We start from the raw sequence: 25,816 nt of genomic DNA, 5'->3' as shown, positions 1-25,816 counted from the left end.
CAAGCTAAGGAAGGTGATAGTCTGAATGAATAATAATTGTGATGATCAAGAAATTTTTCATATTTTTAATCTGATTGGTTGCCATACTGAACTTAAGCCTATCCTCGATGTCATTAGCCAGTGGCTTGAATCGCGCATTCCAGATGCGCTTGTCACCATTATGCTCTATAAGGATGACACGCAAACTTTAAATGTCATAAGTGGTAAACAGCACTTCTCAAAAGAGTACTGTAATGCTATTCAAGATTTGAAAATTGGGCCAAATCAAGGATCGTGTGGCGTAGCTGCTTTCTTGCGTCAGTTGGTCATTAGTCCGAATTTAATGAAAGACCCAAACTGGCAGCCTTACCGTGCTTTGGTAAATGCAGAAAAGTTGTCTAGCTGCTGGTCTATGCCGATTATTAATGCTTCAGATATTCTGTACGGAACGTTTGCCACCTATTATCGAACATCCAAAATACCGACTGAACATCATCTTCAGCTTTTACAGCAAGCGGCAAAATTAGTTGCTCTCGCAATTGAGCTTGATCAGGAACGTCAAAAAAGACATGAGCTTAATGAGAAATACAGCTCATTTTATACCTATCATCCAGATATTATTTTTGAACTTGACCTGCAGGGACATGTGCTTAATACCAATATTGCTTGCGAAGAAATTACAGGTTTTTCTAAAGTGCAAATTCATGGTCAGCACTATTGTGCATTCATACCGCCCGAATTCCATGAACTTGCTAACGTTTCATTTGCAGAAGCGGCGCAAGGTAAATCTCAACATTATGAACTTCCAATTTATAATGTTGCAGGCGATATCTTATGGCTGGATCTGACCAATTTACCGATTATTCAAACCCAGAAAGTCACCGGTATTATTGGCATTGCACGAGATATTACTGTATCGCGTAAAAACAAGGAGTCTCTACGATTATTAAAACGTGGAGTAGAGGCCAGTCCGAATAGTCTTTTTATTACCGATGTTTCTGAAGAAAGACTAATGGTGTATGTGAATCCGGCTTTTCTAAAGCTCACCGGTTATACAGCAGCAGAAGTATTAGGACAAAGCTGTTTTTTCTTACAGGATCCAGATACTGATCCGGATCAGATTGCATTACTCAAGCAAGCGGTCAAAGAGCAAAAAGAAATTCAGGTGACTATAAAAAGTTACTGTAAAGATGGCAGCTGGTTCTGGAATCGTTTAACCATAGGCCCTATTTTTGACCAGACAGGAACCTGCACCCATTTTTTAGGAATTCAGGAAGATATTACCCAGCAACGTATTCAGGAAGAATATATTCAGCATCAGCATACTCATGACCATTTAACCGGTTTACCGAACCAGCATGCATTCAAACAGATTCTGGAAAATATTTTTGAAGTACAGCACGAGAGCTCACAACCTTTAGTCTTGCTGTATATAGATCTGGATGACTTTAAAAATATTAATGACAGCTTAGGTCATCTGGTGGGTGACCAGATTCTCAAAATTGTGGGCGAGCGGCTGCAAAAATTTGTTCAAGGCAATAATTTGCTATGCCGCTTTGCTGAAGATGAATTTATTTTGCTGCTCTCAGGGACAGATGAGCATACTGAAGTCGAGGCGATCGCCGGAGAAATTCTTGATCTTCTTTCCATGCTGTTTATCGTCGATCAGTACAAAATACATTTGAGTGCCAGTATTGGTATCGTGGCAGATGACAGTTCGATCCATCATTCTTCTGAATTGATTTATCAGTCTGTTTTGGCGATGCAGGAAGCCAAAAGGCAAGGTCGTAATATGTGGCAGTGGTATGAAAAAACCAGAATGCAGCCTGTCGCAGAAATAGACTATACTAATCTGCGTCTGGAACTCATGGAAGCGATCAATCAGGAAAATTTTGACCTGTTCTATCAGCCGCTGATTCATCCTGAAACTGGACTGGTGACAGGCGTAGAAGCTTTAATCCGTTGGTGCCATCCACAGCAGGGTTATATTTCTCCAGCGATTTTTATTCCGCTTGCAGAAAGAACCGGGCAGATTATTAGTGTAGGTCAATGGGTATTGGAAAAGGCCTGTTTAGATATTGCCGAGTGGAACAAGACACACAATAGCCAGATCACGGTATCGGTGAATATTTCTCCTTTGCAATTCCGTAGAGCAGGCTTTTTGCAGGTACTTGGACATGCGCTGGAACTCAGTCAATTACCGCCGGAATTACTTAAAATTGAAATTACGGAAGGTGTCATCATTAATGGTGCAGATCGAACCATAGAAATTTTGAAAGCGGTGCGTGCTTTAGGCGTACAGGTTGCCATTGATGACTTTGGCACAGGTTATTCGAGTCTCAGTTATTTACGCCGCTTGCCGATTAATCAAATCAAGTTAGACCGTAGTTTTATTGAAGAGCTAACCCTCGATGGTCAGGATGCTGCGATTGTGCAATCGATTATTCATCTGGCACATCAGCTGGATTTGGAGGTTGTCGCGGAAGGGGTCGAAACCTTAAGTCAGGCCAGTTTGCTCTATCAACAGGGCTGTGATCTGCTACAAGGCTTCTTTTATGCAAAACCTGCGCCTTTAACTGAATTGAAGCCTGTTTATCTCGCAATGGAAAATAGTAAATTGAATTAACTCTAAAAAGTTAAGATATCAATATTTTCAACCGTTCTTCATATAGAAAGGAAATGGCAAACAGACCTCAAGAATTTTCCTATTTTATGAGCGTATCATCTCTATAATGTATGCTCAGCCTAGAAAGCGGGATAAAAAAATAAGCTTTTTAACCCCCCAAAGGTTTTCAATAGTATTTAAGGCTCAGGCTGAATATTGGCTAAATTTCTTTCTTGGTTTAAATCATAGTAGTTAATTACAAAGATCAATAGGGCAAAAATAAAACCTAAAATGATACAGGCAGACCAGCCATAGCTTTTCCATAAATGCAGCGATAAAAATGCCCCCAGACCGGCACCTGAAAAATAACAGGTCATATAGATGGCATTAATCCGCGAGCGAGCCTGCATTGAAATTCGATAGACCAGATTCTGGTTCAAGACATGCAAACAGGAAATTCCGAAATAAGCCAGAATCAAGCCCAGGATATAAATCCATAAATAATTCTGGGCAAAGAATAAGGGAATCCAGGCCAGAATCAGTCCGCATGTGGCCAGGCGTGCAATCCATTTTTCCCGATGCCTGCCAATCATTTTACCGGTCCACTGAGAGGACCAGATGCCGACCACCCCCACAATACCCATGAGGCCAATCTGGAAATCGTTAAAATGATAAGGTGCTTCAGCCAGAATAAAAGTCATGGTAGTAAAGATAATACTCAGCATGCCAAAGCCCAAACCTCCGATCATACTACGTCGGATCAGCATGGGTTCTGTTCGGGCAAAGGTAAATAGTGAGAGATAAATTTGCAATATATTCATCTGTAACTGGCTCTTGGCGCTCGGCAACTGGAACCACATGGCCAGACTAAGCAGAAGAATTGCACAACCACTAAATAGGTATACCGCATGCCAGGACCATAAAGTAGAAATCAGTCCGGCCACGGTACGGGCAAACAGAATACCAACCAGAACACCACTCATGAGCAGGCCAACGACTTCGGCACTTTTATCACGTTGCGACAGGCTGGCGGCAAAAGGAATCAGAATCTGGGTGGTGATCGAACAAAAAGAGGCGAGCAGAGTAAAGCCATACAACATATGCAGATTGGTACTGGCTGAAAGCCCAATAAGCGCCAGTCCGGTACAGAACATCAAACTGCAGATATACAATCGTTTTTCGAATAAATCCCCCAAGGGGACAAACAAAAATAACCCGGTGGCATAGCCGATCTGGGTTAAAACTACAGTCCAGCCAGACTGAGCTACACTGATCTGCAGATCCTCTGCAATAGAATAAATCAAGGGCTGGTTAAAATAGTTACAACCTGCGCAGAGTGCGCAGGTCATTGCCATCATGAACATGAAACGGCGTGAAATTTGCCCTTGGGCTGACATCCTTGTCTCCTGCGGCCTTAAAAACTATAGTTGGCAGAGAGGTTGATACGCGAAATATCTGCTTCCTTATTGTCAAAGGTTTCACGCTTGCCATGATGATATTCTGCACCCAGATTAATCTTTGGAACAGGAGAGTAGATCACGTTGGCCACATAGTCGGTTAAGCGCTTATTGGTTTCAGGATTCGCGCGTGCATAGTCGCTAGAATCATCAAAATCAACAACGCTGGCATTAATACTACTACGTAGTTTCGGCGTAAATTTATGCGTAAATCCGATATTTAAACTGTTAAACTCATTCAGTAAAAGTTCATTATTGGCTGCATTAACCGAATAATCTCCACCCCAGGCAGCGCCATCAGTTGGTGATCCTTGAGTCAAGAAAGCGGCAATACGCTGATCACCGACCATATGGAAATAGTTACCTTGAATCGAGTTTTTATCATCTAAACGGTAACGTCCACCAAGACCTACACCCCAACCGACTTTTTCAATATCACCTGTATCTGTTTGCGCTTGCTTTTGATTGACAAAGCCTTGAGCTAATAAATGCAGCGGACCTGATTGATGAACATATTTAGTGGTTAAAGCAGGTAAGGCAGAAGAACGATCGCCACCGGCCATGTACTCGAGACCGACATTCCAGGTATTTTCCGGATCAAGTTTGAAAGCATAGCTCACCTGAGGTGTACGTAAGACTGATCCACCCAGGAACAAGCTGTAATCGACAGCTTCAGTGCTAATTTCTGGTGTAGACATCAATGACCAGGCCTGACCAAATGTCCAGTTGTAGTATTTTAAATGCGCATGGCGGATACGTAATCCACCATCGCTTTTACCATTGTTGGTCCAGAAGTCGGCTTCTAAACGAGCAGAAACATTCGGGTTTCCACCTAGGTCTTTGGCCAGGAAACCAATTCGGCTGGCAGCCGCAGTAAAATCGGAACGTACAGAATCCGGTTCAGTAAACGGTACTTTATTAATCTGGTTAATGGTACGGCCACGGGCTTCAGTAGTACTTTTGAAATCGACTGCACCATCAAAGCGGATCAAGCCATAAACATCGACATTATCTACCATTGAACTCAGCGTTTTAGAGTCTTGGGCTTTGGCTTCTTCCTGCTGGGTCTTTAGCGCGAGTTGCTCTGCTTTTTGTTGTTCCAGTTCGGCCTGGATTTGCTTTAACTGTGATTCTAAAAACTGCATCCGGTCTTCAGAAGCTTCTGCTGAAAACACCTGTGCTGAAGCAATACTGCATAATGTTGCTAAAACTAATTTTTTCATTTCTTAATCCCTAAAGAAACTTTTAATCCTAAATGAAAGGAAACCTTTCTATACGTATGGTCAATATTTGGAGAAAGAAGAAGACAGCAAGTTATACTGCCTTCCAGAGAGCATTTATTCTGCTTTTTGCGGATCGTATAAACGGTCTTTAATAAACAGGGCTGGAATTAAACCGCAGAGGAAATAGGCTGCACCCATCACCAACAGACCTGTACCGATCGAGCCATGCATCGCAAGATAGCCAATCGTAATTGGTGCGAAGATTGCACCGATACGGCCAATATTGAATGCACCCCCCACGGCTGTTCCACGAACTGCGGTCGGGAAGCTTTCAGTGAGATAGGTTGCATTGATGGCATATGGAATACCGTACAGGAAACCAAAGATCAGCATCAGTACACCGATGTTGTCTGGAGTGTGCATGTAGACCACGACCGGAATGAAAAGCGCAGTACCCATGGTGCCGAAAGCAAACACAATACGGCGGCCAATCTTGTCAGCAACATAGCCCGCAATGATTTTGGCAAAAATCATGGTGACAAATGTACCCACCATATACAGGGCCATTTCTTTAAACTTGATGCCTAATTCAGCTTCAAGATAACTTGGCAGCCAGTTACTTACACCGAAATAACCGAATAGCAAGAAACCAGAGCTGAATGACCATAAGATAAACATTCTGCCGTGGGTTTTGTCTTTAAGAATGGTGATGTATGGATTGCCTTTTTTCGCATTATTATCCACGATCTGACCAGTTCTTTTCATTTCCCGAACACGTTTCCACGATTCTGGCTCAGGCACCATAAAGTGCATCAGAATACCGAGCGCCAATGGAGCAATCGTAATCCAGTACAGCATACGCCAGCCAAACTCAGGAATGATCCAGCCTGAAATCATGGTAATGACCAGAGAACCTAAGGTAAAACCAGTCATTAATGTTGCCAATACCGTAGTACGGTATTTGGTTGGCACATATTCAGACATCAAGGTATTACAGGCAATATACAAGCAGCCCAAACCTAAACAGGACAGGGTACGTAACATTGCAAATTCAGTATAAGACTGAGCAAAACCTGAGTAGGCAGAGAAGATCGAGAAGGCGATGGTTGCCAGTACAATGACGCGGACACGTCCAAATTTGTCACATGCCCATCCACCAATAAAGCCTCCAATCCCCATACCTAAAAGCGAATAACTTCCCAAGGCGCCTGCCTGTACAGAAGTCAGGCCCCATTCAGCTTTAAGACTGGTCAGACTGAAAGCCAGAATCCCGATATCTGCACCGTCACAGAGCAAAATCAGAAAAGCAAAGACAAAAGCCGTCATCCATAGACGTTTTGGCGCCTGTTTGATGGTATCCGTGGAGGAGACATCGGTTTTATTGTCTCCTGTTACGATGGTATCGGTTGTCATTCTTATATCCTCTATATATTAAAAGTAGCATTTCCTCTGCTACCACTAAATCCATTTTTCTTCCTCACGGAAACATAGTTTCCTGATTTAACAGACTTCCTTCTGTACGCTCTAGCCGCTACATTCGGTTTTTCACTCTTTACGCTAAATCAAAATCATCTCATTGCTTGAAAATTTGATTTCGTAAATTAATTTTAAGTTCTGCCTTATGGCGATTATTCATTTAAATGAATAATCAGATTTCATTTAAAATATTTAATTCCGTATTGCGAAATTAATTAATCATAAAATGAGCGGTTGAACAAGAGTTTTTACTCTATTTTTATTTAAAAATAACTTTTTTGAATTCTGGAGTTAAAAATCCTTGATTTATAGCTTAAGAAACCTTAGTTTTATATAAAATAAAATTTCGCTATACAAAATAAATGGGGATTTTAATGGAACAGGTAGTTCAAGTAGAGCAAGTTTCAACACATGTAGCGATGGTTAAAATTCATCGACCAGAAGCGAAAAATGCCCTGAATACAGAAGTTCGCCAGAAACTTGCGGCGGCTTTTCTGCAACTGAATGACGATGAAAATGTCCGTGCCATTATTCTTACCGGTGGTGAAACTGATTTCGCAGCAGGAGCCGATCTTAAAGAACTGGCCAATGCAGAAACCATTCAAATGATGCAACGTCGCACTGAACGTTACTGGCAGGCGATTGCACAGTGTTCAAAACCGGTGATTGCAGCTGTAAACGGTTATGCACTCGGCGGTGGCTGTGAACTGGCTATGCATGCAGACATTATTATTGCCGGGAAAAGCGCCCAGTTTGGTCAGCCTGAAGTGAAAGTGGGTGTTATGCCGGGTGCCGGTGGTACCCAGCGCTTATTCCGTGCAGTTGGCAAATTTCATGCCATGCGCATGATCATGACCGGTTGTCTGGTACCTGCACCGGAAGCCTATCAAATTGGTCTGGTGTCCCAGGTGACTGAAGACAGTGAAACCCTTGCTACAGCAATCAAGATGGCGGAAGGCCTAGCGAAAATGCCGCCAATTGCTCTAGAGCAAATCAAGGAAGTGGCTTTATTGGCCGAAGATGTGCCGCTCAATGCTGGACTTACCCTGGAACGTAAGTCTTTCCAGATGCTGTTTTCTTCAGAAGATCAAAAAGAAGGCATGCAGGCTTTTATCGAAAAACGTAAACCAAATTATCAGGGACGATAAGCATGAGTATTCAGATTCAGAAAATCGGCATTATTGGTGTAGGTACGATGGGAGCAGGTATTGCCCAGATCGCGATTCAGTCTGGTCATGATGTGGTACTGTTTGATGCCAAAGAAGGGGCAGCCAAACAGGCACAGGACAAACTGGCCAAAACATTAAATACCTTGGCAGATAAAGGTAAATTCAGCCATGAAAAAGCCGCTGAAGATATTGCTCATCTGTCGACTGCCCAACAGCTAGAAGACCTGAAAGATTGTGACTTGATTGTTGAAGCGATTATTGAAAATCTGGAAATCAAGCAAAAACTGATGCAGCAACTGGAAGGAATTATAAAGCCAGAAGCGATTCTGGCATCCAATACGTCTTCGTTGTCGATCAGTGCAATTGCTGCCAACTGTAAGCAGCCAGAACGTGTTGCCGGTTATCACTTCTTTAATCCGGTCCCACTCATGAAAGTGGTCGAAGTGATTGAAGGCTTTAATACCCGTGCTGATATCATTGAAGCATTAACCCAGCTCTCTACAAAAATGGGCCATCGTCCGGTCAAAGCTAAAGATACGCCAGGGTTTATCATTAACCATGCCGGCCGTGCCTTTGGTAGCGAAGCCTATGCAATTCTGAATGAAAATGTCACACCATTTTATGATATTGACAGGATCTACCGTGACGGAATCGGTTTCAAGATGGGGCCGTTTGAATTAGGTGATCTGACCGGTATGGATGTCTCGCACCCAGTCAGTGAATCGATTTATCACCAGTATTATGAAGAAGCACGTTACCGTCCAAGCGTGATTACCCGTCAGCGTTTTATTGCCAAGCAGTTAGGTCGTAAAACCGGTAAAGGTTTCTATGATTACACTTCGGGTAGCAAAGAAGGTGATGTTGCTCCAGCATTAGTTGAAAAGTTAAGTCTATATCCATCAGTCTGGCTAGGCACCGAATATGACGAAGACCGTCAGTCACTTGAGCAATATCTGCAACAGTTCAACATTCAGATTGAGCAAACTGAGACACCTTCAGCAGATGCTTTAATCCTGATTGCCACTTATGGTGAAGATGCAACTTCAGCCGCTGTCCGTTATCAGGTGGCACCTCAGCAAGTGGTGTGCATCGATCTGCTATATGGTCTGAACAAACACCGTACCTTGATGCCAACTTTTGTCACCCAACCTGAGCTGGTAAAAGCAGCCCAATCGATTTTCAATCTGGATAGTGTGACCGCCAGCGTAATTCAGGAAAGCGTCGGCTTTGTGGCTCAACGTGCTTTGGCAATGATTGTGAATCTCGGCTGTGATATTGCCCAGCAAGGCGTTGCAACTGTAGAAGATATCAATATCGCAGTGAAATTAGGTCTTGGCTATCCATATGGGCCAATTGAATGGGGGGATGTGCTGGGTGCTGAAAAAATCCTGAAAATTCTAGATCGCATGACTGCGATTACTCGTGACCAGCGTTATCGCCCAAGTCCTTGGTTGCGTCGCCGTGTTCAGCTGGGTTTACCCCTTGTTCATACTACACATTAATTAAAAAGTTAAAGGAATAACACTCATGTTAAATGCATATATTTATGATGGTTTGCGTTCACCAATCGGTCGCCATGCTGGAAGTCTGTCAAGCGTACGCCCAGATGATCTGGCAGCTACAGTCATTAAAAACCTGCTGGAAAAAACCGGTATCCCGGCAGCAGATGTAGAAGATGTAATTTTTGGTAGTACCAACCAGGCCGGTGAAGACAGCCGTAATGTGGCACGTTTTGCAGCATTGTTAGCGGGTATGCCGGTAACTGTTCCGGGTCAGACGGTAAACCGCTTATGTGCATCAGGTCTCGGTGCGGTGATTGATTCGGCACGTGCCATTACTGCAGGCGAAGGCGAGTTGTACATTGCTGGTGGCGTAGAAAGCATGACCCGCGCACCTTTTGTGATGGGTAAGGCAGAAAGCGCTTATTCACGTGATGCCAAAATTTATGACACCACGATTGGTACCCGTTTCCCGAACCGTAAATTCACGGATCAGTTTGGCGCGCACAGCATGCCTGAAACGGGTGATAACGTGGCTGAAGAATTCGGTATTAGCCGTGAACAGGCTGACACCTTTGCTGCTGCATCACAGGCAAAATATCAGGCAGCGAAAGAAGCAGGTTTCTTTGAAGGTGAAATTACCCCGATTGAAGTTTCTCAAGGACGCAAATTGCCGTCTAAACAAATTACTGAGGATGAGCATCCACGTGCATCTTCAACATTTGAAGCTTTATCTAAGTTAAAACCGCTATTTGAAGGTGGTGTAGTAACAGCGGGTAATGCATCAGGAATCAATGACGGCGCTGCAGCACTGATTATCGGCAGTGAAAAAGTTCAGGAACAGTATGGACTAAAACCTTTGGCTCGTATCCTGTCTTCTGCAGCCGCTGGCATTGAGCCACGCATCATGGGTGCAGGCCCAATTGAAGCGGTTAAAAAGGCAGTACAACGTGCAGGCTTAATTTTGGACGACATGGATATCATCGAGATTAATGAAGCCTTTGCCAGTCAGGTATTATCTTGCCTGAAAGGTCTGGATGTCGCATTGGATGATCCACGTGTCAATCCAAATGGTGGTGCGATTGCCATTGGTCATCCACTGGGCTGTTCGGGTGCGCGTTTGGCTTTAACCGTTGCACGTCAGTTACAGCGTACCGGTAAAAAATATGCCGTGATCAGTCTGTGTATTGGTCTAGGTCAAGGGCTGGCGATGGTGATTGAAAACCCTGAAGCTGCATAACAATTTGAGTTAAACCTTGAATGTCATGCATATTTGCTATGCATGACATTTTTTATTGGGATTTTTCTTTCAAAATAAAAATCCCTGCATAAAGCAGGGATTGATTACATCGGTGTAATGATTACTTACGGTCAGTGACTAATAATGTTGCCGACCCAAAGGCATAAACTTTACCTTCATTATCGATAATTCGGCCTTCTGAGGTCAGTACATTGCGTCCGATCCGGATAACTTCACCAATCGCAGTATAAGTTTCGCCGCTTTTCATCGCTTTCAGCATTTTCACATTCAGGTCAATGGTCGAGAAACTGACACCTGCATCTACTGTCGTATGCACGGCAGCGCCAGTCGCACTATCTAAAACCGTTGCACAAAAGCCGCCATGAATTCCACCTTGTAAATTGTAATGGCGCTGATCAGGATGCACCTCATATTCCACATAGTTTTCGCGTACCAAGGTCAGACGCATGGGAATAATTTCACTCATGGCTGAACTGGGAATTTCCCCATTTTTAATTGCGGTTAGATATTCAAGTCCGTTTAATTGTGAAGTGGGCATCTCTACTCCTTGTAATGATTTATTTCGCCTTATGAAATAATATTCTGTTTTTCTGAAATTATGATATAACAGATAATGATCGAAATGCTATATTTTTCCAGGATGGAACGATGACAATAAAAAATCTCGTCACAGATACCGAGTGGCAGGCACGCTGTGAACTCGCAGCGCTTTATCGCATTATTGCGCATTATCGGATGACGGACCTGATTGATACTCACATCAGTTTAAGAGTTCCCGATCAGCCTGACTGTTTTCTGATTAATCAGTATGGTGTCGCTTTTGAAAAAATGTGTGCCTCCACGCTGGTCAAGATTAAGCATGAAGGGCAGGTCGTAGAAAGCTATGAACAGGACAAGCCGGTGAATATGGCTGGCTTCGTCATCCACTCCGCGATTCATCAAGCACATGCTCATCTGAACTGCGTCATTCATACGCATACCGCAGATGGCATAGCAGTTTCTGCACAGAAAGACGGACTTCTGCCAATTTCCCAGCATGCGCTGAAATTTTATCAGCAAGTGGCCTATCACGAATATGAAGGCGTGGCACTGTCAACAGATGAACAGGAGCGCTTGATTCAGGACCTGGGCGGCCATCGCGCCATGATTTTACGCAATCATGGCCTATTAACGGCTGGTGAAACGATTGCACGGGCCTTTCATGAAATCTATTTTCTGGAGCGTGCCTGTCAGGCGCAGGTCAAGGCTTTAAGTGGAGGTGCCGAACTGCATTATCCAAGTGAAGATGTACGGATTAAAACAGCTAAACAGTTCGCCAGCCCTTTAGTTGAATCGATTTTACAGCGTGCCTGGCAGGCTGCGTTATCCCTGATTGAGTATCAGTATACGGAGTATACATCATGATTGTGCTTTCCAGTACTGTTCCGAATATTGAAGCAATTCTGGTGAAGTCTTTTCAGAAATATGCACCTGCTGGCAGTTTTTGTACATTGGACAGCCCGGAAGCAGAACTGGCGACCACAGCAGCCTCGTGGTTTCCAGATCTGGAAAAACTGCGGAAGCTTCCAGAACTTAGCCTGATTCATTCGATTGCTGCAGGGGTTGAACATTTAAATTTAAACGAGATTAGATCTGACCAGTCAGTCTGCCGGGTACTGGATCCACATCATCAAAAAGGCATGTTTGATTATCTGCTCTGGGGCGTGCTGTATTTCCAGCGTTATTTTGACCGCATGATCCAACAACAAAAGCAGCAGCTATGGAAACAGTATCGTCAAAGTTATAGCCATCATATCCAGATCGGGATTATGGGTCTTGGCCATATGGGCGGTTATGTGGCAGAACGTTTTGCTGACATGGGCTATCAGGTATTAGGCTGGTCCAATTCCCCAAAAGAGATTGATAAGGTCAAAAGCTATGTAGGATCAGAACAGCTTTCCGAGTTCCTGGCCCAGAGCCAGATTTTGATTAATTTAATGCCTTTAACTGCAGACAATACTGGCATCTTATCTGAACAGCTATTTAAACAATTACCCGATCAGGCTGCTCTCATTCAGGTGGGTCGTGGGCAGCATTTAATCGAGCAGGATTTATTAAACACGCTAGATTCAGGCCATTTACGTGGTGCAATTGTCGACGTATTTGAACAGGAACCTTTGGCTGCTGGACATCCATTCTGGCAGCATGAAAAGATCGTAGTTACGCCTCACGTTGCCTCACATGCGCCCATGTCTGTGGTGGTGGAACAGATTCTGGAAAATGACCGACGTTTAAATCTCGGGCTGGATTTGTGCCATCAGGTAGATGTCAATAAAGGCTATTAATTGTAGGGATACAGGCAAAAAATAAGGAAATTGATGATGTGGGAAACGATTCAAACTCAGGTTCAGCAAGGAGTCGCGACTTTAAGCTTTAACCGTCCGGATTCACTCAACAGTTTTAACCGGCAAATGCATGAGGAAGTGCAGCGGGTGCTGAAAAACTGGAATACAGATCTGGATATTCGGGTGATTGTGATTCGCGGCAAAGGCCGGGCGTTTTCAGCGGGACAGGATTTAAAAGAACGTTCTGGTCAGTTAGGCAATGTGCCTTTGCCTCCGCAAGGCTCACTGGCCAAATACTATAATCCCTTGATTAACCTGATCCGCCAGAGTCCCAAACCGGTGATCGCAGCAGTGAATGGTGTGGCTGCCGGTGCAGGTGCCAATATCGCGCTGGCCTGTGATCTGGTCATTGCCAAGGAAAGTGCCCGATTTATTCAGGCTTTTTCTAAAATTGGCTTGATTCCCGATGCTGGGGGCACCTGGATGTTGCCACGTTTAATCGGTTATGCGCGTGCCATGGCACTAACTTTTCTGGGGGAACCTGTGCATGCCAAAGAAGCCGCGGAAATGGGCATGATCTGGAAAATGCTTCCAGATACAGAATTTGATGCTTATATCGACGACATTGCACAGCGATTATCTCAACAGCCGACTTATGCACTGGCTTTAACTAAACAGGCCTTGCAACGCAGTGCTGAAAATAACATGGACCAGCAACTGGAGCTGGAACAAAACCTGCAATATCTGGCTCTGAGCAGTCAGGACTATAAAGAAGGTGTTCAGGCTTTTGTCGAAAAACGCCCTGCACAATTTACCGGATGCTAAGGAGAGCATTTATGAAAATTCAAACGCGTATTACCGAGCTTTTAGGCATTCGCTATCCGATTATTCAGGGCGGTATGATGTGGGTCGGCACTGCAGAAATGGCCAGTGCCGTATCCAATGCTGGCGGCCTGGGAACGCTGACTGCACTGACTCAACCCACCCCAGAAGCACTGATCAAAGAGATTTCACGCTGCCGTGAAATGACCGATCAGCCTTTTGCCGTCAATCTGACTTTATTGCCTGCTGTGAATCCGCCGCCGTATGTAGAATACCGACAAGCGATCATTGAAAGCGGTATCAAGATTGTAGAGACGGCAGGCAACAAGCCTCATGAACATATTGAAGCATTTAAGCAACATGGCATTATTGTCATTCATAAATGTACTTCCGTTCGTCATGCGCTTTCAGCACAAAGAATTGGCGCGGATGTTATCTCGATTGATGGTTTTGAATGTGCAGGCCATCCCGGTGAAGACGATATTCCTGGCCTGATTTTAATTCCTGCGGCAGCAGATCAGCTCACTGTGCCGATTGTGGCCAGTGGCGGTTTTGCTGATGGCCGTGGTTTGGTCGCAGCTTTGGCTTTAGGTGCTGAAGGCATCAATATGGGTACACGCTTTTGTGCCACTCAGGAAGCGCCGATCCATTCAAACATCAAGCAGTTCTATGTCGATAATGATGAAAGGGCGACACATCTGCTGTATCGACAGTTCAGGAATACTGCCCGTGTTGCCAAAAATGCAGTATCTGATCTAGTCGTTAAAATGAGTGAAGATCCAGGTCTGGAGTTTGAACAAATTCGTCCCTATGTGAGTGGCCTAAAAGGCAAGCTCGCTTTAGAAAATGGCGATGTGGATGCGGGAGTTCTGACTGCAGGTCAAGTGATGGGATTAATTCATGACATTCCGACTTGTCAGGTGCTGATTGAAAATATCATGCAGGAGGCAGAGCAGATTGTTCAGCAACGTTTAGCTCAATTTTTTCCACGTTAATCAGCTTTAGGGCAGTTGCTGAATAGAAAAGCCATTCCACCATGAATGGCTTTTTTTCATCCTGTATATTTTTTATTTTTAAATGGGAAATTTCATCGAATGACTAGATTTTATTCTTTAAATTATATTATAGTGGATTTAAAACATAATTTTGTATTATGAAATTAATAGTCATAAATATACAAATTAGAACTCATACAAGGGAATTACGATGAGAAATTATATTGCGCCATTAAAAGACATGAAGTTTGTCCTGAAAGACTTGTTAAACGTTGAACAGAAATATCAGGGCTATGCAAAATTCGCCGACAAGGTTTCTATGGATATTATGGAGCAATATCTTGAAGTCGCTGCTGATTTTTGCCAAAACGAACTTCTACCGATTAATGCGACAGGCGACCAGCAGGGTTGCCGTTTGCAGGATGGCATCGTAACAACACCGGATGGTTTTAAAGCAGCTTATGACAAATATGTAGAACTCGGCTTTACCTCATTAACTGGTGATGAAACATATGGCGGTCAGGGCTTCCCAACCTTATACCGTATTGCTATTTCAGAAATTATTACCGCAACTAACTGGTCTTGGGGCATGTACCCAGGCCTGTCCCATGGTGCCATGCGTACTTTAGAGCACCACGGTAGTGATGAACAAAAACAGAAATTCCTGGTACCTTTAATTGCAGGTCGCTGGACTGGAACCATGTGCTTGACTGAATCCCATGCCGGTTCTGATCTGGGGCTGATCCGTACCAAAGCAGTGCCAAATGAAGACGGCAGCTACAGCATCAGTGGTGAGAAAATCTTTATCTCAGCCGGTGAGCATGACCTGGCTGAAAATATCGTGCATATCGTGTTGGCACGTTTACCAGATGCACCTGCAGGAACCAAAGGTATTTCGCTGTTTATTGTGCCTAAATACAATCTGGATGAAGCTGGCAATGTGGCTTCCCGCAATGGCGTGGTGTGTAGCGCCATTGAACACAAGATGGGCATTCACGGCAATGCGACCTGTGTGCTGAATTTTGACAATGCCAAAGGCTTCCTGATCGGTCCTGAAAATCGTGGCCTGAACTGCATGTTTACCTTTATGAACTCGGCACGTATCGGTACAGCCATTCAAGGCTTGGCAGCAGCAGAATCTTCTTATCAGGGTGCGTTGGCTTATGCCAAAGACCGTCTGGCGATGCGTTCACTTGAAGGTGCGAAAGATCCAAACCTGCCTGCGGATCCAATTATTGTGCATCCAGCAGTACGTAATATGCTGCTGACTCAAAAGGTATTTGCAGAAGGCTCACGTGCACTTGCATATTATCTGGCGACCTATGCCGATATCGCTGAAGCCACTGACAGCCCTGAAGAAAAGAAAGCAGCTGAAGACCGTCTGGCATTATTAACCCCTATTGCCAAAGCATTAATGACTGAAACCGGCATAGAAGCGGCTAAACATGGTATGCAGGTTTTCGGTGGTCACGGTTATATTGCTGAACATGGCATGGAACAGATTGCCCGTGATGCACGTATTGCCAGCCTCTATGAAGGAACCACTGAAATTCAGTCTATCGATTTACTGGCGCGTAAAGTTCTAGGTTCAAAACTGGGTCTGCTGACCGCATTAACCGATGAAATTCAGGGCTTTGTAAAAGAGCAACAACAACATGCCCAGTTTAGCCAGCAAATTGCGCAAGTCAGCCAGTTGACTGAACAATGGCTGGAATTAACCAGAACCGTTCAGGCTCAGGCGCAACAATCAGCCAATGAAATCGGTGCGGCATCAGTTGACTACTTATATTTCTCTGGTTATGTCGTGTCCGCTTATTTGTGGCTGAAAATGGCAATTACTGCGCAGCAGAAAATTGAAGACGGCAATACTGATCCGTTCTATGCAGCCAAGATCAAAACGGCACAATTCTTCTTTGCACGTATTTTGCCAAGAACTTCAACCCACCTTGCCAATATTCAGGCGGGTGGTGAAAGCCTGTTTTTACTTGAACCTGAAGAGTTCAAATTCGATTAAACCTTTTGACCCACGATACTCATGTCGTGGGTCTTTTTTTAATAATTTTTGCATCCTGACCCAATTCAAATATTGAGATTTATTCTCGGGTGTTGAATAAACCATAAAACAACAAGATCAGGAGTCTATATGGATTTAGACATGATTACTCGACAGTTTCCTTATGCTGATCTGCAGCTTACTTTTCATGAAGTCGGACAGCGTTCTGCATTTCCGACTATTATTCTGATTCATGGTACCGGTGGAAACACCGACAAGCATTTCAGCTATATTTTCCCGATGCTGGGCATTCATCAGCGGGTTTTATCCATTGATTTGCATACCCCAGATAAAGCCGATCTGGCGCTGACCGATTTTAGCCAGCAAGTTGAAGCACTGATTCAGCATGCGGTTGCAGAAGATGAAACCATTACAGTGGTGGGCTATTCACTCGGTGCAGTGATTGCTGCACAAGTGGCAGCCAGTTTAAAACAGCGCGTGGCGCGTTTGATCCTGTTAGCCGGCTGGGCCAAAACTAGCTCGGTGCAACAACTACGTACGGTTATCTGGCAGCAATTATTTACTGAACAATCTGCGGCCTTGCCGCATTTTGTCAATTATTGCCTGTATAGCGATGATTATCTGTCTGCACGTAGCGAACAGCAGGTGTTGGATCTGGCACGCTTTATTAAATCTTCCCAAGATGCAGCCAAACAGCGGGAATTGAATTATCACATTGATATTACATCGATCTTGCCTGAGATTCGTGCAGAGACCTTGATTGTGGCTTGCCGTGAAGACCGCATGGTGCCTGTAGCGCAAGCAAAACTGCTGTTTGCTTCAATTCAGAACAGTCGCTATATCGAAATTTCTTCAGGACATGCGCTCTATATCGAAGCGCCAGCAGAAGTGGTGCAACTGGTAAACCAGTTTAGCCAGCATCCAGAACAATATCTGGTGAATCAAAAAATCCAGCCTTATATGCCTTAAAGGAGATAAATAATGCAAGCTCAAGGACAGCGCAGCAAGATTCTAATTGTAGGCAGCGGTTTTGGTGGATTAGGCATGGCAATCCGCCTTAAACAGCAGGGCATCCACGACTTCAAAATCATTGAACGGGCAGCAGAAGTGGGCGGCACCTGGCGTGACAATACCTATCCAGGGGTCGCCTGTGATGTACCCTCCCATTTATATTCTTTCTCTTTTATTAAAAATCCGGACTGGTCTCGGGTCTTTCCACACGGAGCAGAAATTCAGCATTATTTAATTCAATGCTGTGATCAGGAAAATATCCGGCCACATATCGATTTTCATACCCATCTGGAAAAAGCTAACTGGAATGCTAAAGAACGCATCTGGGAAATTCGCACCTCTAAAGGTCTGTATCAGGCTGAGATTTTAATTACCGCAACCGGGCATCTGGCAGATGAGCATCTCCCGCAAATTCCGGGGCTGGAAGAATTTGAAGGCCAAGTGATGCATTCAGCACGCTGGAACCACGAGCTGAATCTGGAAAATCAACATGTCGTTGTGGTGGGTTCAGGGGCTTCGGCCGTTCAGCTTGTGCCGGAAATTGCAAAAACAGCCAAAAGCCTGACCGTCTTGCAACGTAGTGCGCCATATATTTTGCCCCGACCAGACCGACCTTATTCTGAGTCAGAAAAACAGCTTTTCCGCAAAGATCCGGACAGTATGTCAGCCTTAAGACATTCCTTGTTTTGGGGCAATGAATACAATTTTGCCCAGCGCCGTAATCTGAAAAGCCAGATTGAGCGGGTCAAGAAAAACTGCCTGCAATTCTTAAAACATCAGATTTCAGATCCTGAATTACAGCGCAAACTTACGCCGCATTATGAACCTGGTTGTAAGCGCTTATTGCTTTCTAATGATTATTATCCAACCTTTTTAAAACCACATGTCACACTTGAAGATTCAGCTTTGGCTGAAGTTACGAAAGATGGTGTATTAAGCCAGGCTGGAAATAAATTTTCTGCAGATATCATCATATTTGCGACAGGATTTGAAGCGGCACGTCCACCCTATGCCACAAAGGTAGTGGGTAAACAGGGTTTAAGCCTGGAGCAGCAATGGTCCAGCGGTATGCAGGGTTATCAGTCAACGACCGTACACAACTTTCCAAACCTGTTCATCCTGAATGGGCCAAACACCGGAAGTGGGCATAATTCAGCGCTTTATTTTCTGGAAACCCAGTTTGATCTGGTGCTGGATGCCTTGCAGTTTTTTGAACAGCAACAAATTCAGGTTTTCGAAGCGAATCAGAACGCTGAAAATAGCTATATGCAGGAGCTACAGCAGCTTTCCCAAGGTAGTGTCTGGTTATCAGAAAGCTGTAAAAGCTGGTATATGGACCCGGTCAGTCACAAGCTAACTCTGGTCTGGCCGGATTATGCACATTCATTTAGAGATAAAAATCAGCATTTTATTCGTAGCGGTTATTACTATCAGTATGTTGAATCGAGACAGCAGAAAGTGGTTTAAAAATATTTAATGAAAATCAAAATCTTATAGTTTCAATTATACAAAATAAATGTAAATCCAGGACAGGAGTATAGTCATGAGCAGTCAGCCATGGATGGAAGAATATAAAAAGTGGAATATCAATCCGGAGTTTACCCGGCCAGATCCTGAGAAAACCCTGAGCACGACAATTGCTGAGAATCTGGTGAAATTTCAGAATAAAACGGCATTTTTCTATCTGGATCGCAAGTTCAGTTATCAAGATATCGATGTGTATAGTCAGAAACTGGCAAGCTATTTACAGAGTCTTGGGCTGACTGGTGGCAGCCGTATTGCGGTGATGTTGCCGAATATTATTCAATATCCAATTGCTACTTTTGCGATTATTCGTGCTGGCTATGTGCTGGTCAATGTCAACCCTATGTATACCCAGCGTGAACTGTATCATCAGCTACAGGACTCAGATGCAGAAGCCTTGATTATTCTGGGCCAAACTTTGGAGCAATTGAATAATCTGAATGAATGCACCGAACTTAAATATGTGATTTCAACCAATCCACTCGATTTTATTCAAGAGCAGCCAAGTACTATTTATAGTCAGGCAGCACAATATCCGGATAAGCAGTTTTCTGACTTTAAACAGGCAATAAATCAGGTAGAGATTATTGATTTTGAACCGCCAGTACAGCATCAGGAAGATACGGTCATTCTGCAATACACGGGAGGCACCACAGGGGTTTCTAAAGGCGCGGAACTGAGCCATCGCAATATTCTATTTAATATCGCCCAAAACAGTACCGTATTCATTAGCTATTTTGGTGACCGCTATGCCGCTGAAGATGAATATGTATTCTGTGCCTTGCCGCTGTATCACATTTATGGATTTACCATCTGCCTGTTCAGTTATGGCTTAAGTCGTGGTTTCGCTAATGTCCTGATTCCCAATCCGAGAGATCTGGATGCTTTGGTAGATCAATACCAGAAACATCCACCCACTGTTTTCCCCGGGGTGAATACCATGTTTAATGCCTTGGCGCATCATTCACGTTTTCGTGAACTGGATCATTCAAGCCTGAAAACCACAACCGGCGGAGGGGCATCTATTCTGAAAAATACGGCAGAGTTATGGCATGAGGTCACAGGCTGCCAGATTTATGAAGGCTACGGACTTTCTGAAACCTCACCGACTGCAACTTTTAACCCGCCTTTAAGCCGGCGATTTAGTGGCACGATTGGCTTGCCATTGGCAGGGACTGAAATTCTGATTCTGAATGATGAAGGAAAACCTGTAGAGCTGAATCAGGCTGGAGAAATAGCCATACGTGGTCCACAGGTGATGAAAGGATACTGGCAGCAACCGGAAGCAACAGCACAGGTATTTACCAAAGATGGATTCTTTCTGACAGGTGATATCGGTTGTATGGACGAACAAGGCTATATCACCATTCTGGACCGCAAAAAAGACATGATTCTGGTGTCCGGATTTAATGTTTATCCCAATGAGCTGGAAGGCGTACTGTCCAAACATCCTAAAATACTGGAATGTGCAGTGATTGGTATTGATGATGAAAAATCTGGACAGGTACCGAAGGCATTTATTGTGAAACAGGATGAAACTCTGACCCAAGAAGAAGTCATGACTTCTCTGAAGCAGCAACTGACTAGTTATAAACTGCCCAAATACATTGAGTTTGTGTCTGGATTGCCCAAGTCGGCAGTAGGCAAAATTCTGCGTCGTGAACTGCCTCGTACTGTTCAGCCGAGTGCAAAAACCTGCCAAGGAATGATCTAATTCATTATATTTAAAATAAAAAAGGAATCGAAAGATTCCTTTTTTACTGCTTGCAGGCTTATCGCTGCTGGATGACTTTTTTGCTTTTCAGTTCTTCCATTTCAGCAGAACTTAAATATTGACTCAAAATGGCATCGGTATCTTCACCAAGACAAGGTGGGGCCTTTTTATATTCTACCGGTGTCTTGGAGAGTTTAATCGGTGAGCCGATTGAGGTGTAATCTTCACGTAAGGTATGCGGCATTTTAATCACCATATCACGTGCCAATACCTGTTCTTCTTCCAAAGTCTGTTTCAGGTCATTGATCATTCCTACCGGTACTTTAACCGCATGGATTAGATCCACCCAGGTTTTTGCTGGTCGAGTATAGAAATGAGCCTGTAGAACTGTGGTCAGTTCTTCACGATGTGTAACACGTCCTGAATTTTTCAAGAAGCGAGGATCTTCTGCCACCTTAGCCAAACCAACGGCCTGACACAAAGCTTGAAATTGCAGATCATTACCACAGGCAATAATAAATTCACCTTCTTGGGCTTTAAACACCTGATAGGGCACAATATTGGCATGTGCATTTCCGAAGCGACCGGGTACTTTGCCTGAGGTGAGATAATTCATGGCCAGAACAGAGAGGGAAGCAACCTGAGTATCTAACAGCGCCATATCAATATACTGACCTTCACCGGTTTTCTCACGGGACAACAAAGCCGCCTGAATGGCAATTGCGGCATATAAGCCAGTGGTCAAATCGGCAAAGGCCAGACCTGCTTTTTGCGGGCCACCACCGGGCAGATCATCACGTTCGCCAGTGACACTCATCATGCCGCCCATTCCCTGAACGATAAAATCATAGCCCGGCTCTTGAGCACGTGGACCATTCTGGCCAAAACCGGTAATAGAACAATACACCAGTCTTGGATTTAGCTGACTCAGACTTTCATAATCCAGCCCATATCTTTTCAACGAACCGGCTTTATAGTTTTCAATGACTACATCGCTTTGTTCAGCAAGTTTTCTGATAATACTTTGACCTTCAGGGGTAGATAAATCAATTGCAACCGAGTGCTTGCCACGGTTGGCTGACAGATAATAAGCCGATTCATGGGTATCTTCCTGCTGATTGTTTTTAAGCCAGGGTGGTCCCCAGATACGGGTATCATCCCCATGATCCGGTTTTTCAATCTTGATCACTTCTGCACCCAGATCAGCCAGAATCTGGCTACACCAAGGCCCAGCCAAAATCCGGCTTAAATCCAGTACACGAAATCCTGTTAAGGCACCCATTATTACGCTCCCTGTTCGGTCTTATTCAAATGACATATCGTTCTTATCCCTCTTTTTAAAGCTATATGAAAATGAAAGAACAATCAACTTTATGATAATAAATTTCGTATAACAAAATAAAACATCTAGAATGATTGAATATTCATCTTATTTTCTTTAGCCTGATGCAAATATAAGCATGAACGCAGAACAAGAGGTAACTGATAAAAAGGAATCTCCCAGACAGGATTAAAAAAAGGAGTCAATCAAGTGAATTAAAAAACAGATTAGCCTTAAAGCATATTCATTAGCGGAATAGCTTTAAATATAAAAAGATCATGAAAACCTAAGGATAGGAAAACAGAGATTTAAATATGACGGATTTAGCTAGAGAATTAGAAAAGATTAAACCCACGACCAAACGAACCCAGCAAATTGCTTTTATTTTCGCCTTTCTCGCTTTACTGGTGGATGGCGCGGACATGTTGCTGCTGTCCTTCAGTTTAAATAGCCTGAAAGCAGAGTTTGGTCTCAGTAATCTGCAGGCCGGTACACTAGGCAGTTTTACCTTAGCAGGTATGGCGATTGGTGGCTTTATAGGTGGCTGGGCCTGTGACCGTCTAGGCCGTGTACGTACCGTAGTCATTTCGATTCTGGTATTTTCTATATTGACTGCAGCCTTAGGCTTTGCACAAAACTTTGAACAATTTGCTGTTTTACGCTTTCTTTCTGCCTTTGGCATTGGCTCTTTATATATTGCAGCCAATACGCTCATGGCTGAATATGTTCCAACTGAATATCGCACCACGGTTTTAGGTACCTTACAGGCAGGATGGACCGTCGGTTATATTGTGGCCACTTTACTGGCAGGCTGGATCATTCCGGAATATGGCTGGCGAACCCTGTTTTTTATTGCCATTATTCCCTCGGTTATGGCGATTTTTATCCAGAAATTAGTTCCTGAGCCGGAATCCTGGCAGCGTGCACGTTTGCAGCGTCTATATGCCCCCGCTGAAATCACAGCACAGCAGCCCGCCAAAAAAAGCACAGTCAAAGAGATTTTCGCGGATCCTGCGAATCGCAGAATGTTCATCTTGTGGATCTTTACCGCCGGTTTTCTGCAATTTGGCTACTATGGGGTAAACAACTGGATGCCGGCATATCTGGAATCTGAATTGCACATGAATTTTAAATCCATGGCCGGCTATATGATTGGTACCTATGTGGCAATGATTTTCGGGAAAATTCTGGCGGGCTTTGCCGCAGACCATTTGGGTAGACGCGCTGTCTTTTCCTTTGGAGCAATTGGAACGGCGATTTTCCTGCCCGTGATTGTGCTATTCAATACGCCAGATAACATTGCTTATCTGCTGATTTTCTTTGGATTCCTGTACGGTATTCCATATGCAATTAATGCCACTTATATGACTGAAAGCTTTGCCACTTCGATTCGTGGTACTGCGGTAGGTGGTGCTTATAATGCAGGTCGTATTGGCGCCATGTTTGCACCTGCGATTATTGGCGCGGCAGCCAGCGGTGGTTCAATTGGCCTAGGCTTCCTGATTATGGGCGGTGCCTATTTCTTATGTGGAGCAGTGTCCGGGATTTTCATTAAAGACCGTCAATACGATCCACAAAAGGCATAATTTCAACTTCAAAAAAAGAGCCTGAATACAGGCTCTTTTTTTATATTCATCAATTAAAGCTGTATTTCTATTTGTTTATTCTTGATCTGTTTCTTTATGCAGATGAATACTTTTTAAACCATCATTTACTTTATTGAGCAGATGAATCAGGGTAACCACATCATCAAAGGCCAGCTTATTTAAGGCCTGACCATAAAAATCAAAGAAATCAGCTTGCAAGTTGTCCCATGTTTCCAAGCCTTCAGCCGTCAGCGCAACAATTTTAGCGCGCCGGTCCTGTTCACTAATGACTCGCTCGACCAGACCGTCACGTTCCAGCCGTTTTAACACTGCGTCCAGATTTTGCCGACTCACGCCCAGATATTCAGTCAGATCAGAAAATGACATTCCTGATTTAACTTTTGGACGAGACAGGGCACCCAGCACTGCCCAATGCACTGGGGATATTTTCAGCTCATTGAGGCATTTACGGTCCAAACTGTTTCCCACCTGAAACAGACGGAAAAAAAGCCGGTTATGGGCAGAATATAAGGATTGATTATATTTTTTTGACAAAGTATCACTCACAATATTGGACATCCTCAAAACTGAAATAGCCGAGCCGCGCTGGGTATAGCCTATCGCTTTTTCGCACAAATCGGTTTCTATTATAATTTCTTTTAAAAATCATAGTGTTTTTGCAGAAATTTTCCTATTTAAATTCTGACTTAATCAGTTTTATGGCTTGGAAATCTCTCTTTTTCTCCTCACTTCCAGTGTGCTCACTTGCTAAATATCTAAGGCTTTCTTCCTAATTTTAAAGGAATAAATTATCTGTCATGTAAAAGACATATTTTGGCCCTAGAGTGGAGTCAGATTCAAATTAATCTAAAGCCAAAAACCAATATAGGTCAATACATTGTGTAAATAAAAATATTAAATATTTGATAAATATATAAATATAAATTTATAAATATTATTTTATGTAAATATATTGACATATTTTCAATCTCTTTCTATTTTAGATGAAACACATCGAATTAGAACAACAGCCGATTAAATTCGACAACAAAATAGCGTAGGGATGAGCAATGAAAGGATTAAAAGACAAGGTTGTGATTGTGACAGGCGGAGCAGGCGGAATTGGTTCTGCCACCTGCCGACGTCTGGCAGAGGAAGGCGCCAAAGTCGCCATTTTTGATATGAATCTGGAAGCGGCTGAAAAGCTGGCGAATGAAATCAATCCATACGGTCAGGTACTGGCAATTCAGTGTGATATTACCCAAAGTGATGTGGTTGAGCAGGCAGTTCAAAAAACCGAAACTGAACTCGGCCCAATCGATGGACTGGTCAACAATGCCGGCTGGGATATTTTTAAACCTTTTGTTAAAACCAATCCGCAAGAGTGGGAAAAGCTGATCCAGATCAACCTAGTTGGTATGTTGAATATGCATTTTGCAGTGCTGAAAGGCATGGTTGAACGCAATTCCGGCAGTATTGTCAATATTGCTTCTGACGCAGCCCGGGTCGGCTCTTCCGGTGAAGCTGTGTATGCAGCCTGTAAAGGTGGATTATTATCTTTCTCTAAAACGCTGGCTCGTGAGCACTCACGTCACAACATCAAAATAAACGTGATTTGCCCGGGACCGACCGATACGGCTTTGCTTGCAGGTGTCACTGAAGGCGCGTCAAATCCGGAAAAATTACGTGAAGCCTTTATCCGTGCCATTCCACTGGGCCGCTTGGGTCAACCGGAAGATTTAGCCTCTTCAATTGCTTTCTTTTTAAGTGATGACGCCAGTTTTATTACCGGACAGGTATTGAGTGTTTCTGGTGGCTTAACCATGAATGGTTAAG

20 protein-coding genes are annotated in these 25,816 nt (G+C 43.8%); 14 read left to right on the top strand and 6 right to left on the bottom strand.

Features of this window, described 5'->3' with window-relative positions; genetic code table 11:
- Window positions 1-25: 25 nt before the first annotated feature.
- Window positions 26-2,605: a bifunctional diguanylate cyclase/phosphodiesterase gene (locus WAK81_RS05100; protein ID WP_422195951.1), complete on the top strand. Its 2,580-nt coding sequence runs from the start codon at window positions 26-28 to the stop codon at window positions 2,603-2,605.
- Window positions 2,606-2,781: 176 nt separating this feature from the next.
- Here the strand turns inward: WAK81_RS05100 and WAK81_RS05095 are convergent, their stop codons facing one another.
- The 3 genes from WAK81_RS05095 to WAK81_RS05085 form a co-directional block, all read right to left on the bottom strand.
- Complete coding sequence (locus WAK81_RS05095; RefSeq protein ID WP_422195950.1) at window positions 2,782-3,981, bottom strand: MFS transporter; 1,200 nt, start codon at window positions 3,979-3,981, stop codon at window positions 2,782-2,784.
- 17 nt (window positions 3,982-3,998) lie between these two features.
- Window positions 3,999-5,264: a DcaP family trimeric outer membrane transporter gene (locus WAK81_RS05090; protein WP_422195949.1), complete on the bottom strand. Its 1,266-nt coding sequence runs from the start codon at window positions 5,262-5,264 to the stop codon at window positions 3,999-4,001.
- A gap of 114 nt (window positions 5,265-5,378) precedes the next feature.
- Window positions 5,379-6,677: an MFS transporter gene (locus WAK81_RS05085; protein WP_422195948.1), complete on the bottom strand. Its 1,299-nt coding sequence runs from the start codon at window positions 6,675-6,677 to the stop codon at window positions 5,379-5,381.
- A gap of 437 nt (window positions 6,678-7,114) precedes the next feature.
- On the opposite strand from WAK81_RS05085, the gene WAK81_RS05080 reads away from it, so the two are divergent.
- The 3 genes from WAK81_RS05080 to WAK81_RS05070 are packed head-to-tail and all read left to right on the top strand — an operon-like array spanning window position 7,115 to window position 10,648.
- Window positions 7,115-7,888, top strand: coding sequence for an enoyl-CoA hydratase (locus WAK81_RS05080; RefSeq protein ID WP_422195947.1), 774 nt, complete (start codon window positions 7,115-7,117; stop codon window positions 7,886-7,888).
- 2 nt (window positions 7,889-7,890) lie between these two features.
- On the top strand, window positions 7,891-9,411 hold the full coding sequence (locus tag WAK81_RS05075) for a 3-hydroxyacyl-CoA dehydrogenase (RefSeq protein WP_422195946.1): 1,521 nt from the start codon (window positions 7,891-7,893) through the stop codon (window positions 9,409-9,411).
- A 25-nt stretch (window positions 9,412-9,436) separates the two neighbouring features.
- On the top strand, window positions 9,437-10,648 hold the full coding sequence (locus tag WAK81_RS05070; protein ID WP_422195945.1) for a 3-oxoadipyl-CoA thiolase: 1,212 nt from the start codon (window positions 9,437-9,439) through the stop codon (window positions 10,646-10,648).
- A gap of 121 nt (window positions 10,649-10,769) precedes the next feature.
- Here WAK81_RS05070 and WAK81_RS05065 read toward each other — a convergent pair whose 3' ends face one another.
- On the bottom strand, window positions 10,770-11,207 hold the full coding sequence (locus WAK81_RS05065) for a PaaI family thioesterase (RefSeq protein ID WP_422195944.1): 438 nt from the start codon (window positions 11,205-11,207) through the stop codon (window positions 10,770-10,772).
- 110 nt (window positions 11,208-11,317) lie between these two features.
- Here WAK81_RS05065 and WAK81_RS05060 point away from each other — a divergent pair, with 110 nt between their 5' ends.
- The 8 genes from WAK81_RS05060 (at window position 11,318) to WAK81_RS05025 (ending at window position 21,073) form a co-directional block, all read left to right on the top strand.
- Window positions 11,318-12,073 carry a class II aldolase/adducin family protein gene (locus tag WAK81_RS05060; RefSeq protein WP_422195943.1) on the top strand — a complete coding sequence of 252 codons (756 nt, stop codon included), beginning with the start codon at window positions 11,318-11,320 and terminating at the stop codon, window positions 12,071-12,073.
- Window positions 12,070-12,993: a 2-hydroxyacid dehydrogenase gene (locus WAK81_RS05055; protein ID WP_422195942.1), complete on the top strand. Its 924-nt coding sequence runs from the start codon at window positions 12,070-12,072 to the stop codon at window positions 12,991-12,993. Before WAK81_RS05060 ends, WAK81_RS05055 begins: the two co-directional genes overlap by 4 nt.
- A 36-nt stretch (window positions 12,994-13,029) precedes the next feature.
- On the top strand, window positions 13,030-13,818 hold the full coding sequence (locus WAK81_RS05050) for an enoyl-CoA hydratase-related protein (RefSeq protein WP_422195941.1): 789 nt from the start codon (window positions 13,030-13,032) through the stop codon (window positions 13,816-13,818).
- An 11-nt stretch (window positions 13,819-13,829) separates the two neighbouring features.
- Window positions 13,830-14,810: an NAD(P)H-dependent flavin oxidoreductase gene (locus WAK81_RS05045; RefSeq protein ID WP_422195940.1), complete on the top strand. Its 981-nt coding sequence runs from the start codon at window positions 13,830-13,832 to the stop codon at window positions 14,808-14,810.
- A 211-nt stretch (window positions 14,811-15,021) separates the two neighbouring features.
- Window positions 15,022-16,824, top strand: a complete 1,803-nt coding sequence (locus tag WAK81_RS05040) for an acyl-CoA dehydrogenase C-terminal domain-containing protein (RefSeq protein WP_422195939.1) — start codon at window positions 15,022-15,024, stop codon at window positions 16,822-16,824.
- A gap of 129 nt (window positions 16,825-16,953) precedes the next feature.
- Complete coding sequence (locus tag WAK81_RS05035) at window positions 16,954-17,793, top strand: alpha/beta fold hydrolase (RefSeq protein ID WP_422195938.1); 840 nt, start codon at window positions 16,954-16,956, stop codon at window positions 17,791-17,793.
- 12 nt (window positions 17,794-17,805) lie between these two features.
- Window positions 17,806-19,302, top strand: a complete 1,497-nt coding sequence (locus WAK81_RS05030; protein WP_422195937.1) for a flavin-containing monooxygenase — start codon at window positions 17,806-17,808, stop codon at window positions 19,300-19,302.
- A gap of 76 nt (window positions 19,303-19,378) precedes the next feature.
- Window positions 19,379-21,073, top strand: coding sequence for an AMP-binding protein (locus WAK81_RS05025; protein ID WP_422195936.1), 1,695 nt, complete (start codon window positions 19,379-19,381; stop codon window positions 21,071-21,073).
- Between the two features lie 58 nt (window positions 21,074-21,131).
- On the opposite strand, the gene WAK81_RS05020 is transcribed toward WAK81_RS05025, so the two are convergent.
- The gene (locus WAK81_RS05020) at window positions 21,132-22,355 is read right to left on the bottom strand and encodes a CaiB/BaiF CoA transferase family protein (RefSeq protein WP_422195935.1); all 1,224 of its coding nucleotides are present in this window, start codon (window positions 22,353-22,355) and stop codon (window positions 21,132-21,134) included.
- A gap of 353 nt (window positions 22,356-22,708) precedes the next feature.
- Between WAK81_RS05020 and WAK81_RS05015 the strand changes: the two genes are divergently transcribed.
- Window positions 22,709-23,980, top strand: a complete 1,272-nt coding sequence (locus tag WAK81_RS05015) for an MFS transporter (RefSeq protein ID WP_422195934.1) — start codon at window positions 22,709-22,711, stop codon at window positions 23,978-23,980.
- 75 nt (window positions 23,981-24,055) lie between these two features.
- On the opposite strand, the gene WAK81_RS05010 is transcribed toward WAK81_RS05015, so the two are convergent.
- Window positions 24,056-24,547, bottom strand: a complete 492-nt coding sequence (locus WAK81_RS05010; RefSeq protein ID WP_422195933.1) for a MarR family winged helix-turn-helix transcriptional regulator — start codon at window positions 24,545-24,547, stop codon at window positions 24,056-24,058.
- 503 nt (window positions 24,548-25,050) lie between these two features.
- Here WAK81_RS05010 and WAK81_RS05005 point away from each other — a divergent pair.
- Complete coding sequence (locus WAK81_RS05005; RefSeq protein ID WP_422195932.1) at window positions 25,051-25,815, top strand: glucose 1-dehydrogenase; 765 nt, start codon at window positions 25,051-25,053, stop codon at window positions 25,813-25,815.
- The last annotated feature ends 1 nt before the right edge of the window (window position 25,816 follow it).

Source organism: Acinetobacter sp. (assembly GCF_049284435.1).
GTDB lineage: Bacteria > Pseudomonadota > Gammaproteobacteria > Pseudomonadales > Moraxellaceae > Acinetobacter.
Note: the sequence above shows the minus strand (reverse complement) of the source record. Positions and strands in the feature narration are given on the sequence as shown.